This is a genomic window from Sphingomonas sp. AAP5 (assembly GCF_004354345.1).
In the GTDB taxonomy this organism is placed as follows: Bacteria; Pseudomonadota; Alphaproteobacteria; order Sphingomonadales; family Sphingomonadaceae; genus Sphingomonas; species Sphingomonas glacialis.
On record NZ_CP037913.1, the window covers coordinates 1,580,587 to 1,594,861 of the forward strand.

Genomic DNA, 14,275 nt, shown 5'->3' on the forward strand with positions numbered 1-14,275 from the left:
AGAAGCGCCCGTCTATGGCCGATTTGCGATTGACGCACCGCAGCGGGGCGCTATGCCTCCGATCTTCGCGGGCGGCATAGGGCCGACTGCGAAGCGCTAATTTGCTTGGGAGCAATTGCATGAAGAAGATCGCCCTTGTTCTCGTCGCCGCCGGCCTGGTCTCGCTCGCCGCTTGCAACAAGAACCCTGAAGCTGCTGCAATCGAAAACAATGCTGACGTCATCGCCGACGGCATCGACAACAACGCGTCGATGATCGACGACATGGCTTCGAACACCTCGAACGCGGTTGCTTCGGACGTCCTGGCGAACAAGGCCGACGAACTGCATGACGCTGCCGACAACGTCCGTGACGCGGGCGAAGCCAAGGCCGACAACGTCGCCAAGGCTGCCAACTAAGATCACTGGGCTTCGGCCCGGATCTGAAGATTTGGGGCGCCTTCCTAGCGGAAGGCGCCCTTTTTCGTGCCCGCTGCGTCAAGCTGCGCGAGGACCATGTCGAGCGCCGCCAAGCGTAACGCGATCTCGCGACGATACGAGGTGCCAGCGGGCGCCAGGCTGAGCGCCCGCGCCCAATAGCGACGCGCGGTGCGATAATCCCTGGCCTGCGCGTAAGCGAGCCCTTCGAAAAATGCTGGTGCGGGATGGTCTGGCGCGAGCCGGGTCGCCTGCTCGAACGCGAGCCGCGCCGCGGGGGACATCGCGGCGTCGTGCTGCGCCATCGCAGTCCCCAGCCCGGTCCACAACGTCAGGCTGCGCGGATAATGGTTGAGGCCGAGCAGGATGACATTGACGCCGCTACGCCGGCTGCCCGCGCGCATCAGCGCATCCGACGCGATCAGATATGCGCCGTCGCCGGTAAAGCGACCGAGCATCGCGTCGCGCAGCTCGACCATTTCCGGGGCGACCGCCACGGGGATCGCATCCGACACCGCCAGATGTTCGCCAAGCCCGGCGCGTTGCTGAAGCGCATATCCGGCAGCCCCGAGCATAAAGGCAGCGCCGACCAGCGTCCACAGCGAGCGCGACACGCCGCTGGCCCATAAGGCTGCGGCGGCCACGACGCCGATCAGCGCCAAACCGATCCAGCCACTCATTGCGTCTGCTTTGCGTTCATCAGGCTGCTGTACGGGATTTGCGCGCGACGTCTAAGCACAAGTGTTGGGTCTAAGCACAAGCGCGGGCGCGCCGCCGCTTCACGGGCGCTACACCCACGGGTCAGTGGCCAGAACGTATCGGCTGGATCAGATCCCAGCGGTTTCCGCACAGATCCTCGAAGACCGCGACAATACCGTACGGCTCGTGTCGCGGCGGCTCGACGAACCGGACGCCGCGCTGCGTATAGGCATGATGGTCGCGGGCAAAATCATCGGTCTCAAGAAACAGGAACACGCGTCCGCCGCTCTGATTGCCGACCGCGCTGACTTGTGCCTCGCCAACGGCTCGCGCCAGCAGCAGCCCGTTTGCACTACCCGGCGGCGCAACGACGACCCAGCGCTTCTGATCGCCGAGCGCAGTATCCTCGCGAAGCTCGAACCCGAGCGCATCGACGAAGAAGGCAATGGCGAGATCATAATCCGCAACGAGTAGAGAGGTCAGGGCGAGACGCTGTGGCATCCGGCCCTTCTGACCGATAACGCCCGTCGCGCCAATGCCAGACCGCCCCTCAGCGGACGCCCGAGGGCGTCCGCGTGGGCGGCCTTCAAGCGCGGCCGATCAGACGCTGTGCGATCGTGTCGGCGACGTCGGAGATCGGCGCGCCGGTGCGCTCGGCCTCGTCCCACACCTGGACCAGCCGGTCGGGAATGCGAGCGATACGCGTCTCGACTTCGGCCTGATCGCCGTGGCCGAGATACTCGAGCGCGACGTTGATGATGCCGCCGGCGTTGATGACGTAATCGGGCGCGTACAGGATGCCGCGCGCCTGGAGGGCCGCACCCTCGGCCTTGGTCTCGAGCTGGTTGTTCGCGCCGCCTGCGACGATCGTGGTGCGAAGCGCAGCGATCGATGCCGGAGTCAGGATCGCGCCGAGCGCGTTGGGGCTGACGATGTCGGCCTCGACGCCGAGAATCTCGTCGGCACCAGCGGTCTGCGCGCCGAGCTCTTCGGCGAGCGCCTTCGCGCGGTCGGCATTGACGTCGGCGAGCGTGAGCACCGCGCCGTCCTTGGCGAGCAAGCGGGCGAGCCCGCCGCCGACGCTGCCGACGCCCTGGATCGCGACGCGCACGCCCTTCATGTCGTTGGCACCAAGCCCGCGCTGTGCGGCTGCCTTGACGCCGAGATAGACGCCCATTGCGGTGTACGGCCCGGGATCGCCGCCCGCGCTGCCGGCTGCGACGGGAAGGCCAGAGACATGCTTGGTCATCGTCGCGATCGTCTTCATGCTCGCCTCGGACATGCCGACGTCTTCGGCGGTCACATAGCGCCCACCGAGCGATTCGACCGCGCGGCCGAACGCCTCGAGCTGTGCATGGCTGATGCTGTCACCAGGGTTCGCCGCGAGCACGACGCCCTTGCCGCCGCCCATCGGGAGATCGGCCATGGCGTTCTTGAAGCTCATCCCGCGCGACAAGCGCAGCGCATCGGTGATCGCACGGTCGCTATCGGCATAGTGCCAGAAGCGCACGCCGCCAGCCGCCGGCCCGAGCTTGGTCGAATGAACCGCAATGACCGCGCGAAGCCCCGAAGCGGGATCGGTGAAGAGGTGCACGCCCTCATGATCATCAAAATCGGGGAAGCCCCAGCCGGTGGTCACGGACAAATTCCTGGCTGTTGAAAGAAGTGGGGCGACCGACGGGACTTGAACCCGCAACATCCGGCATCACAAGCCGACGCTCTAACCAATTGAACTACGATCGCCGCAGAGGAAGCGCCCCTAGCGGGGTCGAGGGGCCAGCGTCAAGAATGGATCGTTCAGAATTTACCGTCAATCGACAGCCGATGCCCCGACGGGCTCGGTTGAAAGCCGCTCAGCTCGAGTTTCTGCGCCGCGCTTGAGTCGCTTGGCTTGACCGTGAGGTCCGCGCGGAACCGCCCGTTCAGCCACAGCCGCAGCGCGATCTGCTCGGTCCCCGCCTGGCTCGCGAGCGGCAGCAGCAAAGCACCTGCGTCGCAGCGCGCGGTGCCGGCGAGCCCCTGCCCCAAGCTGATTCCGGCGATGTCCGCGCCAAGCGTCGCCTTGACGCGCCCCTCAGCACTCTCGCACGTGCCGTTGACGAAATGGACGGTGACGGCGTCGAGATCGATCCCACTGACCGGCAGCGGCGCGAACACCGCACCGGCGGGCACGCTCGCGGTCATGTCGTCGAGCCCGACGCCGTGCCGCGAAACGCTGATCGCGCCGTGGATCGCGCGAGTCGCGTCCGCACCCGTCGCCGGACTCGCGAGATCGACGCGCGCCCGGCCGGCGAGCAACGCCCAGGGCGACAGCGATGCGCTGAGATCGCCGAGCGCGATGCTGCCGACCTGCGCCTCGCGGAGATGCCCGAACCACACGCTGCCGCTCGCCTCGCGCGCGGCGACTCGGCTTTGCTCGAGCTCGAACGCCCCGAGCACGAAGCGCAGCGGCAGCAGCACGAGCAGCGCGACGACGAACACCGCGCCGAACAGCGCGACGGGGCCGGTCTTCAATCGAAAGCGCGTCATTGGCCCTTCGCCTTCAACGTCAGTTGCACCGACACGGTACGGTCGGCGCCAGCAGTGGTGGCGAGCCGGTCGACGAGAATCCCCGCCGCCTCGAGTTCGGCAATCCAGGCGACCAGCGCGCCGGGTCGCGCCGAGCCGATCGCGATCTCGACTCGGTCGCTGCCCTGCGGCGTGACGCTCGCCAGCGCGAAGCCGGCATCGTTGGCGCGCGCGCGAATCACCGATTCGAGCGGAGCATCGAGCGGAGCGACGCGCAGCGTCTGTGCCGCCTTGACCGCATCGACGCGCACTTGCGTCTCGCCGAGCGCGATCACCGCATCGGCATGCCGCGCCTTAGCCGACTCGAGCGCATCGCCGAGCGGCACGACGAGGAAATAGCACAGCACCAGCAGCGTGAGCACCGCGCCGGTGAGCACGAGATATTGCTCGCGCTGCGTGCGCGCGCGAAACCAGAGGAGCAGGCGCTCGGTCATCGTGGCTTCACCGTCAGATCCCCCAAGAGGCGGCCGTTCACCGACTGGAACTGGCCTTGCGGCGTCGCGTCGAAGCCGCTCGCGCCGAGCCGGCGCTGCAGGTCGAGGATCTGGCCTTCGTTCTGGACGCCGACGCCGACGCGCAGCGTGCCGTTGGGATCGAAGGCGAGCGTGTGCGCTTCGCTTCCCGGCGTCGCGCGGATCGCTGCGAACACCGCCGCCGTGGTCCGGGTGAAGCCCAGCCCGCCGCCGCGCAGCCGGTCGAGCCGCGCGGTCAACTGGCGATCGGCGTCGCTCACCGCCTCGCCGCGCGCAAGCCCGGTCCGCGCGAGCAGTTCGGTGCGGCGTTCGAGATCATCCGCAGCGGTCGAATATTTGAACAGCTGGACGATCGTGATGAGCAGCGTCACGCCGAGGATCGCCGCACTCAGCCAGCCGAGTCGGCGGACCAGCGCCCAATCGACCGCGCGGCGCGTCTTGCGCGCAAACGCGCCCTGGCGAAGATCGAGCGACGGCGCCGCCACCGCCGCAACGATCGCGGTCTCGAGCGCATCGCGCGACAGGACCACCGGCGCGACGCCGCCCGTGACAAGCTCGGTCAGCCGAGCTTCATCGGCGAACCCGCTCGTGACGCCGCGCACTACGCCCTCGCCGCCGAGATCGGCGCGAAGATAGCCCGTCTCGGGCCGTGGCAGCAGCAGCGGCGCGGGCAAGATCGCATCGGGATCGACGCCGTTCTCGGCCAGCAGTTCGAGCCATGCGCGCATCTGCAGCGCGCCAACGACGCCGATCGGCCGCTCGACGACCTCCCCCTCACGCCCGACCGCGACGTGCAGATCGCCGATCGCGCCAGCGCTTGCATCCGCCGCAAGCATGCGTGCGGCAGTGACCGACTGGGCAAGCGAGCGATCGGGCAGTTCGGCCCAATGCAGCGTCACCGCGTCAGCCGGCGCGACAGCGACACACGCCAGCGTCGTATCGGCGGCGAGCAGCGGAAAGCCCTCGCCGCGCGCCGCGACGGTGTCGCCCGCGATGCGCAGCCAGCGCCACGGCAGATCGGGGGCGGGCAAGAAGAGGACGAGCGTTTCTGTCATGATGGCTCGCCCCATTGCCGCGATACGAGCCGCGCGGGAAGCGCCGTCGCGTCGATCAGTCCGGTTTGTTCAAGCGTGGCCCCGCCGAGCGCGACGCGCACTTTGAGCGAGAACCATGTCGTCTTTACGTCGGTCTGCGACGGCGCATCGTCGCCGGTGCTGCTGCGCACCGCACTTTGCGCCCAGAAGGCCGTCGTCGTCGCGAAGCCCAAAGGCGGACGCTGGAGCAGCACTTGCCGCACCGCCTCGGGCGAAAGGCCGATCCGCAGCATCGCGATCAGCGGCGCCTGCTCCGGCAGCAGAGTGTTGACGTTGATCCGCGACAGCCCGGCGACGGGCAAGGTGCACAGCCACGGCCGGAGCTTGTCGTAATCGCTGCGCGTCACGCCGCGCACCGCGCGCAACTCGCTCGGATCGGTCATCAGTGTGTTCGCGGTGCGATAGGGCTGCGCGCCACCACGATAGTCGCGGTCCTCGGCGCCGCCGGTGATCGGCGAATCGTCGCTGTCGATCCAGTCGGCGGTGGCAGCGGCGATCGCCTCGGGCGATGCCGCTGCGGGATCGACCAGACGAATCAGTCGCGCAAACTGGAGTTGCGCTGGCGTGTAGGCGAAATAGCTGCCGCTTTTCGCGGGCGTCTCGGTGACGAGGCTGTTGAGGTTGAAGCAATTGCCGCCATCGACGACCGTTGCCGTCGCGGTGCCGTTCGGGATCGGCAGCGGGTACGGCGTGCCGCTCCAGCCGCCCTGCAGCGTCACCTTGTCGGGGCTCTTGCGCAGCAACTCGCTGACCCTGACGACCGCGAGCGTCTCGGCCGCGAACGAATAGGCGCGCGCCTGGTCGAGCGCGACGGCGTTGCCGCCGAGCCGCGTGGCGAGTCGCAAACGCTCGAGCGCGGTCCCGGCAAGCACCGCGATCACCGCGACGAGCAGCAACACCGTGAGCAGCGCGGCGCCGCGCTCGGAGGATTTGCGCTCAACCGACGCGGTCATCGACGCGCCTCCCATAGCCGGTGCCGACGAGGAAGAGCTGGCGCGTCGCGATCCCGCTGTCGCGCACCACGCGCAGTTCGAGCGCGTCGGGCAGCGGCGATTGCGGGCTGCCGCTCCAGCGGTCGCTCCACGCGCCCTTGATGCGGTAGCGCAGCGCGACCTGGCGGACGTGCGCCAGCAGCGGCGTCGGCGGGAGCGGCGGCGCACCGTCGAGCATCGGATATGCGGTCCGAACCAGCGCGCCGTCGACCACGCCATAGTCGACCTTCTGCACGCTCGCGCGCGGCGTGCCGTCGAGATTGCTCCAGCCGCTGCGCACCAGCCGCAGCATCGGCGCTGCCGCCGCGCCCGCTTCGCCGGTGAAAGGCGCGAGGACGCGGCCATCCTCGCCGCGCGTCGGGCGCGGCGTCGCTTGCGCCAGATCGGCAGTAAGGATTGCGCCGAGCCGGTTCATCGCCGAGACGTCGTCGAGTTTCACGCCCGTCGCGGTCTGCGCGCGGACCGAGAACGACAACAGCGCCACCCCCGCCGCCGCGAGCAAGCCGAAGATCAGCAGCGAGATCATCACCTCGACCAGCGTGAAGCCGGCATCGTCGGTCGCGGGCGTCATGGCGCGCGCGTCCCGTCGCGCACCACGGTCAGATGCCCAGCCTGCCGCCCCGCCGGATCGCGCACGGTGACGTCGATCCGCAGCACGCGAATGTCGCCGGTCGGCTGGACGCTGCGAGTCCAGCTCCACGCGCGCCCGCCATTGCTCTCGACACCGCTCGCCGCGCCGATCGTCGGAGGCTTGGCGTCGGTCATCGCCTCGATCGCGACGTTGCGTGCGACCGTCTGTGCGAGCAGCGTCGTGTCGAGCGTCGAGGCGCCGCGGATCGTTGCGCCCTCGAGCCGGATCAGCGCGAGCGCCGCAAGGCTGAACACCGCGAGCGCGACCATCATCTCGATCAGCGTGAAGCCGCGGGGCTTAGCCACCGACGCGGACCTTGCCGTCATTGCCGACATGGACGACGACACTCTGCCCGCTGCGCTCGAGCGTCACGTCGAGCGGGCGATCGGTCCCGCCGGTCGAATCGAACAGGATGCGGTCGCGTGTTCCATCGCCGCTCGGCAGCGCGTGCGTGCCCTTGCCCCACTGCGTAACGCGCAGCGGCTTCTCGGCCATCGCGACCCACGCGCCGTCGACGCGCTCGTCGAACCCGTAGCCGCCATGCGACACCCACACGCTGATCGGCTTGGCGCCGACCACGGCAAGATCGCGCGCGGCGCTGGTCCGCGTCGCGAAGCGCGCAGCCTCGTCGGCGAGACGACCGCGCGGATCGGGCAGCGCGAACACGACGGCCGCGCTGGCGAGACCGATGATCGTGACGACGACCATCAGCTCGATCAGCGTGAAGCCGCGCTCGCCCTTCCGGCGATTACTGCCAGCTGCCGATATCGGCATTGACGCCCTCGCCGCCTTCCTTCTTGTCCGCGCCGAGCGTCCAGACATCGGCCTCGCCATGTGCGCCGGGCGCCGCATAGAGATACGGCTTGCCCCACGGATCGAGCGGCAGCTTCTTGATATAGCCGCCGCGCTGATATTTCGACGCATCGGCATCGGCCGGTGCCGAGACCAGCGCCTGCAGGCCATCGGTGGTCGAGGGGTACGAATCGTTCTGCAGCTTGTAGAGATCGAGCGCGCCCTCGATCGTCGAGATGTCGGCCTTGGCCTTGACGATCTTGCCTTTGTCGCCGAGCGGCAGGACGTTGTAGGTGACGATCGCGGCAAGCAGGCCGATGATGACGATCACCACCATCAGCTCGATCAGCGTAAAACCCGACTCCCCGTCATCCCCGCGAACGCGGGGATCCCGCCTCTGCTGGGCGGGGAAATCAGCGGGATTCCCGCTTGCGCGGGAATGACGGATGGGGGGCATTGCGAACCTCGTCATGTTATTGGCCTGCCAGGGTGTTGAGCTGCAGGATCGGCAGCAGGATCGATAGCACGATCGTCGCGACGACACCCCCCATCACGACGATGATGATCGGCTCGAGCAGCGACAGCGCGGTCGTGGTGAAACGGTCGAACTCGCGCTCGAGATACTCCGCCGCGCGCTCGAGCATGTCGTCGAGCTGGCCCGCCGTTTCCCCCGACGCAGCCAGATACGTCAGCAGCGGCGGAAAGACGCCCGCGCGGCGCATCGCCGCCGACAGGCTGCCACCGCCGCGGATCGATTCGATGATCTCGTCAGATGCTTGTTTGAGGCGGAGGTTGTGGATCGTGCTGCCGGTCAGCGTCAGCCCTTCGAGCAGCGGCAAGCGACTGGCGACCATAGTCGCAAGCGTGCGCGCCATCCGCGCGGCGTGGAGATCACGGAACAGGCGGCCGAGGATCGGCAGCTTGAGGATCCAGCTGTCGAAGCCGAGCTTGATCCGCGGGTTCTTGAGCGCGCGCCACGATCCGAAGCCGGTAAGCAGGATGACGAGCAGGATCGCCCACCAATAGCCGACCATGAAGTTCGACAGCCCCATCACGACGCGCGTCAGGAACGGGAGCTGCTGCCCGACGGTGTCGAACTGCTCGACCACCTGCGGGACGACGAACACCATCAGCGCGGTGACGACCGCCATTGCCACCACCGCGAGCACCGCGGGGTAAGCGAGCGTGGTGATGATCTTGCCGTTGATCTCGGCCTGGCGTTCGAGCAGCACCGAGAGGCGTTCGAGGATCACCGGGAGCGAGCCCGAGCTCTCGCCCGCCGACACCATCGCGCGGTAGAGCGAGGGGAAACTCTTGCCCTCGCGCGCCATCGCCTCGTGCAGGCGACGGCCCTCGACCACGCCGGCATGGACCGATTCGACGATCGCGCGGACATGCGGCTGCTCGGTCTGGCGTGAGATCGTCCGCAGCGATTCCTCGAGCGGCGAGACGCGGTTGAGCGTGGCGAGCTGGCGGGTGAAGAGCGTGAGCTGCTTGGTGCTCATCTTCTTGGAACCCAGCCGCAGGTCGGAGAGGAGCGGCTTGCCCTTGGGGGAGCGCCCGGAGCCGGGTTCGACCTTGACGACGTAGAGCCGCCGCCGGTCGAGCAATACGCGCGCCGCGTCGAGCGACGGCGCAGCGATCGCCCCGCGCGCCTCGCGGCCCTTCGTGTCGATCGCGAGGTAATCGAAGTCAGGCATGTGTCATACCGTCGCCCCGGCGCAGGCCGGGGCCGCTGCGTTCTGGAGTGCCGTCGCGCCCTACAACGCAGCGGCCCCGGCCTGCGCCGGGGCGACGATTGCGGTCACGCATCCCCCACCTCCGGCACCACCATCGGCGCCTCGGCATCAGCCATGTCGCGCCTGGAAACGCGCACCGCTTCCTCAGGCGTCGTCACCCCGTCGCGCACCAACTGCCGCGCCGCCGAACCCAAGGTCGGCGCATGCAGGAACGCATGCCGCGCGATCAGCGCTTCGTCGCCGCCATCGTTGATCAGCCGTCGCACCGTCTCGTCGATGCGGATCGCCTCATAGACGCCGACGCGGCCCTTATAGCCCGTCCCCTGGCATTGCTCGCACCCGACCGCCTGATAGACGATCGCCCCCGGCTCGAAGCCGAGCAGCGCCGCGACCGATGCATCCGCCGCCACCGGCCGCCGGCACACCTCGCACAAACGCCGCACCAAGCGCTGCGCGATCACCGCCCGCAGCGTCGATGCCAGCAGGAACGGCTCGACCTTCATGTCGCGCATCCGCGTGATCGCGCCGACCGCGTCGTTGGTGTGGACGGTCGACAGCACCAGATGCCCGGTCAGCGACGCCTGCACCGCGATCTCGGCGGTCTCGCGGTCGCGGATTTCGCCGACCATCACGACGTCGGGATCCTGCCGCAGGATCGCGCGCAGCCCCGCGGCGAAGGTCAGCCCGACCTTGGCGTTGACCTGCGTCTGGCCGACGCCCTCCATCGCATATTCGACCGGATCCTCGACCGTCAGGATATTGCGGCTGCCATCGTTGAGCAGCCGCATCGAGGCGTAGAGCGTCGTCGTCTTGCCCGAACCGGTCGGCCCGGTGACGAGGATGATCCCGTTGGGCTCGGTGACCGCGTCCTTGAGCAACTGGTTGATGGCCGCGGTCATGCCGAGCACGTCGAGCGTGATCCCGGCATTTTCCTTGTCGAGGATACGCAGCACGACGCGCTCGCCCGCGCGGCTCGGCAGCGTCGAGACGCGGACGTCGAGCAATTTGCCGCCGAGCGTCAGGCCGATGCGGCCGTCCTGCGGCACGCGTCGCTCGGCGATGTCGAGCCGTGCCATCACCTTGACGCGGCTGACCACGACGGGGGCGACGTGCGGCGGCATGCGCAGCGTCTCGCGCAGCACGCCGTCGATGCGCATGCGGACGACGAGGCCGGTCTCGTACGGCTCGATATGGATGTCCGACACGCCGTTGCGCGCGGCGTCGGCGATGATGCCGTTGATCAGCCGGATCGCGGGGGCATCGTCGGCGGTGTCGAGCAGATCGTCAGCGGTGGGAAGATGATCGGCGAGCAGGTCGAGTTCGTCGCCGAGGCCGAGCGTGCCGGCGGCCATCGCGGCGGCCTGGCCGTCCATCGCATAGGCCTCGGACAGCAGGCGATCGAATTCGGTCGCGACGACGAAGGTCACGTCGAAGGCGCGCGCGAGGTGGCGGCGCAGTTCGAGCAGAACCTTGGGGTCGGAGCCTTCGCGCATGGCGATGGTCAGGTGTTCGTGCGTCGGGTCGAGGACGACGCCGAAGCGGCGCGCGAAGGCGTAGGGGATGGTTGCCGCTGCCACGCTTGTCAGCGCCAGAAGATCGATCTCGGCCATCCTAACGCGCTTTCCCGGCGCAGGCCGGGGCCCAGTCGCGGAGGTCAGGCGCATCGCGCGCAGCGTCCGAACACTCAGCCGCCCGCCCCTGGGCCCCGGCCTGCGCCGGGGAAGCGCAGAAGGAGAAAGCGGGACCGCGCATCGCCATCACCGGTCCCGCTTCGTGCGGATCACCGTGCTCGAGCTCCGCTGCACCGGCACCATGATCCGCGGATCCTCGATATTCCCCGGCACCGGCGCGCTCGGGATCGGTGGCGCCGCGCCCATATAATCGCGCACCAGCTGGTCGATCGACGGCTCGTCATTGGGCATCGCCAGCCCCTGCTGGAGCCGGAGATAGCCATAACGCTGCTCGGTCAGCTTGCGGCTGTCATCGGCGGTACGCAGAATCGTCGGGCGGATGAAGATCATCAAATTGGTCTTGGTCCGCGACTTGGCCTTCGAGCGGAACAGGTTCCCCAGCCCCGGAATATCGCCGAGCAACGGGATCTTCTCGATCGTCCGCCGCTCGTTATCGTCGAGCAAGCCGCTGATCACCGCAATGTCGCCGTCGTCGACGGTGCGGACGGTCTCGACCTCGCGCTTGTTGAGGATCAGGTCGCTGTTGCTGCTCGACACCGGCCCGGCGATCGAGCTGACCTCGAGCCGCAGGTTGAGCTTCACCGTTCCGCTCGAATTAACCTGTGGCCGCACCGTCAACTCGATCCCGACATTCTCACGCTGCGTCGTCTGGAAGGCATTGTCGAAATTGGTCGACAGCGCCTTGCCCGTGGTGATCGGGATTTCCTGCCCGACCAGGCTGTGTGCTTCCTGATTATCGAGCATCACCAGATGCGGCACCTGGAGAAGGTTCGAGGTCGTGTCGCTCTTCACCGCGTTGATGATCGAGCCGAAGACGGTGTCGCCGATCTTGCCCGCCCAGCCGCCAAAGCCGCCGCTCGCGCCGAGCACCGAGCTGATCGCGCTTTGCGTCAGCGAATCGCTCGACGAGCTGCCGGTGCTCGTCGTGACGGTCGCGCCGTTGATCGTCGTCGTCGTCGTCGCGAGCTGCCGCGCGCCGATCGCGCCGGCGATGGTGAGCAGGCTCGGCGCCGAGTTCTGGAAGCTCGACGCGGCGAACGCGCCGCCCTTCAAGTTCGCGATCGCGAATTGCGCGCCGAGCGAGCTCGCCGTCTGGTCCGACACTTCGGCGACGATCGCCTCGACCAGCACTTGCTCGCGCCGCGTATCGAGCTGTCGGACGACGTCGGCGAGCTGACGCTGGACTTCGGCGGGCGCGGCAATGACGATCGCGTTCGCCCCGACGAAACGCGTCACGACCGAGGCGGTTCGGCCGCCCGAAGTGATCGCAGTCTGGGTTGGTGCGTTGCCGGTATTTCCTGTGTCCTGCTGCTGGACCGCAGGCGTGTTCGCGGGGCGCGAGCTGGGATTGTTGCCGTTGCTGCCGCCCGACTGGCTGTTGTTCCCGAAGTTCGACGCCGACAATTGCTGGTTGGTGATCGGCGATGGCGTCTGCCCGACGAGCTGCTGGAGCACCGGCAGCAATTGCTCGGCATCGGCGTTTTCGAGGAAGATCACCTTGATCTCGGTGCCGTTCTTGGCGCGCCGATCGAGATCCTCGGCAACCGCAGCGAGCCGCGCGACCGAGGTAGCATCGCCGCGAATCGCGACCGAGTTCGAGCTGTTGACCGCAACGACACTGACCGACGTCGCGGCGCCCGCGGGCGCTGCCCCCCCGGCACCGCCTGCGCTCTGCCCGGCGAGCGCCTGCAACGCGGTCGCGATCTCGCGCGCGCCGGCGTTCTTAAGCGCGATGATCCGCGTCGAGGCGGTGTCGGTGTCGATCCGGCGCAGCACTTCGCGCACGCGTCGCACATTGTCGGCAAAGTCGACGATGACGAGGCTGTTGCCGCCGCGATTGGCGGTGACCGAGCCTTGCGGCGAGATCAGCCCGCGCACCGTGTCGACCGCCGATTGCGCATCGATCGAGCGCAGCCGGACGATTTCGGTGATGTAGCTGTTGCTCGTCGCGCCGCGCGAGCCGATGCGGCTCGGCTGCGACGCGGCGTTATCGGTCGGCTGGATGCGGAACGCGCCATTGGTCGTCGGCACCGCGACGAGCCCGTTGGCACGCAGCGTCGAGAGGAAGATCTCGAAATATTGCGACTTGCTCACCGGGTGATCGGTGACGACGGTCACCTTGCCCTGCACTCGCGCGTCGATGATGAAGGTCCGCCCCGTCACGCGGGCGGCATCGGCGATGAACGCGCGAATATCCGCATCGCGGACATTCATGGTCTGTTGCGCATGCGCCGCCGTGACAAGCGTGATCGCGAGGATAGGCGCCAGGATTCGTTTCTTCATTGCCCCGCAATCGTGATGACGAGTGGTACAGTGTCTGCGCCACGCTCGACCGTAAAGCCTAGCGTGCCGCCCTTTGCATATTGCGCGCCGAGACGCTCGATGTCTGCAGCGCCGCCGACGGGCTTGCCCGCGATCTGCGTTATGACGTCACCGTCGCGCAACCCTGCCGCGCGGAAGCCAGCGCCGTCGCCTTGCTGCCGCACCGTCAACCCCGTCACGCGGCCGCCGTCGATCCGCGGGATGAAGCCGACATCGCGCCGCAACTGCGCAAAGCTGACGCCTTGCGGTCCGACCGCGGCAGGCGGTGGCGCGGTGATGACTGCGGGTGCGCTGCCGCCGATCAGCGGTGGCCCGTTCGGCATCGCGGGCGCGACCGGCGCTTGCTCGGTCTGCGGCAGATAGAGATCCTCAGAGACGCCGCCGCGATCGATCGTGACGTGGTCGAACGCAACCGCCTTCAGCCGCACGCCGGGCATGATCTCCTGCCCCACGCCGATGCTTTGCTGGACGCCGTCGGGGCCAGCGATGATCGCCGAGCCACCGCCCTGCGCTTCGTCGATCCGCACGCCGAACAGCGAGAGCTGGAGCGTGGTGACGACCGACGGCCCCGCGACATCGCCGCCGCTCGCGCGGTAGAACGGATCGAAGCCGCGCAGGATCGCCTCGGGGGAACCGGGCACGCCGCCTTGCTCGGGGCGCCAGATCCCGACCGGGCCGACCGGCGTCAGCACCGCCCAGACGAGCCGCGCGCTTTGCACGGCAAGCCCCGCGATCAGCGCCAGCTCGAGCGCGGAATAGACCGTGGTAACCGGAAACCGTCGCAGAAAGGCCCGCGCCCGCGCATCCAAAACCAAGCGCATGTGGAACCCATCCCCGATCGCGACGCCATATTACAGC

16 protein-coding genes and 1 tRNA gene are annotated in these 14,275 nt (G+C 68.2%); 1 reads left to right on the forward strand and 16 read right to left on the reverse strand.

What is annotated here, in order from left to right; translation table 11 throughout:
* The first annotated feature begins 119 nt into the window (after window positions 1-119).
* Window positions 120-398, forward strand: a complete 279-nt coding sequence (locus E2E30_RS07155; RefSeq protein ID WP_133188568.1) for a hypothetical protein — start codon at window positions 120-122, stop codon at window positions 396-398.
* 44 nt (window positions 399-442) lie between these two features.
* Here the strand turns inward: E2E30_RS07155 and E2E30_RS07160 are convergent, their stop codons facing one another.
* The 16 genes from E2E30_RS07160 to E2E30_RS07235 all read right to left on the reverse strand — a co-directional run bounded on the left by E2E30_RS07160 (window position 443) and on the right by E2E30_RS07235 (window position 14,238).
* Window positions 443-1,096 (reverse strand): tetratricopeptide repeat protein, encoded by a 654-nt coding sequence (locus E2E30_RS07160; protein WP_133188570.1) that lies wholly within the window; start codon window positions 1,094-1,096, stop codon window positions 443-445.
* A 121-nt stretch (window positions 1,097-1,217) separates the two neighbouring features.
* Entirely contained in the window at window positions 1,218-1,616 is a 399-nt protein-coding gene (locus tag E2E30_RS07165; protein WP_133188572.1) for a VOC family protein, read from the reverse strand.
* 85 nt (window positions 1,617-1,701) lie between these two features.
* The gene (locus E2E30_RS07170; protein WP_133188574.1) at window positions 1,702-2,754 is read right to left on the reverse strand and encodes a Leu/Phe/Val dehydrogenase; all 1,053 of its coding nucleotides are present in this window, start codon (window positions 2,752-2,754) and stop codon (window positions 1,702-1,704) included.
* Between the two features lie 27 nt (window positions 2,755-2,781).
* Window positions 2,782-2,858: transfer RNA gene (locus tag E2E30_RS07175), tRNA-His, on the reverse strand.
* Between the two features lie 54 nt (window positions 2,859-2,912).
* Complete coding sequence (locus E2E30_RS07180) at window positions 2,913-3,644, reverse strand: type II secretion system protein N (RefSeq protein ID WP_133188576.1); 732 nt, start codon at window positions 3,642-3,644, stop codon at window positions 2,913-2,915.
* A complete protein-coding gene (gene gspM, locus E2E30_RS07185) occupies window positions 3,641-4,117 on the reverse strand; it encodes a type II secretion system protein GspM (protein ID WP_133188578.1) in 477 nt (158 codons plus the stop codon). Before gspM ends, E2E30_RS07180 begins: the two co-directional genes overlap by 4 nt.
* A complete protein-coding gene (gene gspL, locus E2E30_RS07190; protein WP_133188580.1) occupies window positions 4,114-5,211 on the reverse strand; it encodes a type II secretion system protein GspL in 1,098 nt (365 codons plus the stop codon). Before gspL ends, gspM begins: the two co-directional genes overlap by 4 nt.
* Window positions 5,208-6,203 (reverse strand): type II secretion system minor pseudopilin GspK, encoded by a 996-nt coding sequence (gene gspK / locus E2E30_RS07195; protein ID WP_133188582.1) that lies wholly within the window; start codon window positions 6,201-6,203, stop codon window positions 5,208-5,210. Before gspK ends, gspL begins: the two co-directional genes overlap by 4 nt.
* On the reverse strand, window positions 6,187-6,813 hold the full coding sequence (gspJ, locus tag E2E30_RS07200) for a type II secretion system minor pseudopilin GspJ (RefSeq protein ID WP_133188584.1): 627 nt from the start codon (window positions 6,811-6,813) through the stop codon (window positions 6,187-6,189). The genes gspK and gspJ overlap by 17 nt, the downstream gene beginning before the upstream one ends.
* A complete protein-coding gene (gene gspI / locus E2E30_RS07205; RefSeq protein ID WP_416194498.1) occupies window positions 6,810-7,208 on the reverse strand; it encodes a type II secretion system minor pseudopilin GspI in 399 nt (132 codons plus the stop codon). Before gspI ends, gspJ begins: the two co-directional genes overlap by 4 nt.
* On the reverse strand, window positions 7,171-7,647 hold the full coding sequence (locus tag E2E30_RS07210; RefSeq protein WP_133188588.1) for a GspH/FimT family pseudopilin: 477 nt from the start codon (window positions 7,645-7,647) through the stop codon (window positions 7,171-7,173). The genes gspI and E2E30_RS07210 overlap by 38 nt, the downstream gene beginning before the upstream one ends.
* On the reverse strand, window positions 7,622-8,122 hold the full coding sequence (gene gspG, locus E2E30_RS07215) for a type II secretion system major pseudopilin GspG (RefSeq protein ID WP_443018392.1): 501 nt from the start codon (window positions 8,120-8,122) through the stop codon (window positions 7,622-7,624). The genes E2E30_RS07210 and gspG overlap by 26 nt, the downstream gene beginning before the upstream one ends.
* A 16-nt stretch (window positions 8,123-8,138) precedes the next feature.
* Window positions 8,139-9,365, reverse strand: coding sequence for a type II secretion system inner membrane protein GspF (gspF, locus tag E2E30_RS07220; RefSeq protein WP_133188590.1), 1,227 nt, complete (start codon window positions 9,363-9,365; stop codon window positions 8,139-8,141).
* Window positions 9,366-9,469: 104 nt separating this feature from the next.
* Entirely contained in the window at window positions 9,470-11,014 is a 1,545-nt protein-coding gene (locus E2E30_RS07225) for a GspE/PulE family protein (protein ID WP_133188592.1), read from the reverse strand.
* A 147-nt stretch (window positions 11,015-11,161) separates the two neighbouring features.
* Window positions 11,162-13,378 carry a type II secretion system secretin GspD gene (gene gspD, locus E2E30_RS07230; RefSeq protein WP_133188594.1) on the reverse strand — a complete coding sequence of 739 codons (2,217 nt, stop codon included), beginning with the start codon at window positions 13,376-13,378 and terminating at the stop codon, window positions 11,162-11,164.
* Window positions 13,375-14,238 carry a type II secretion system protein N gene (locus E2E30_RS07235; protein WP_133188596.1) on the reverse strand — a complete coding sequence of 288 codons (864 nt, stop codon included), beginning with the start codon at window positions 14,236-14,238 and terminating at the stop codon, window positions 13,375-13,377. The genes gspD and E2E30_RS07235 overlap by 4 nt, the downstream gene beginning before the upstream one ends.
* Window positions 14,239-14,275 lie beyond the last annotated feature (37 nt).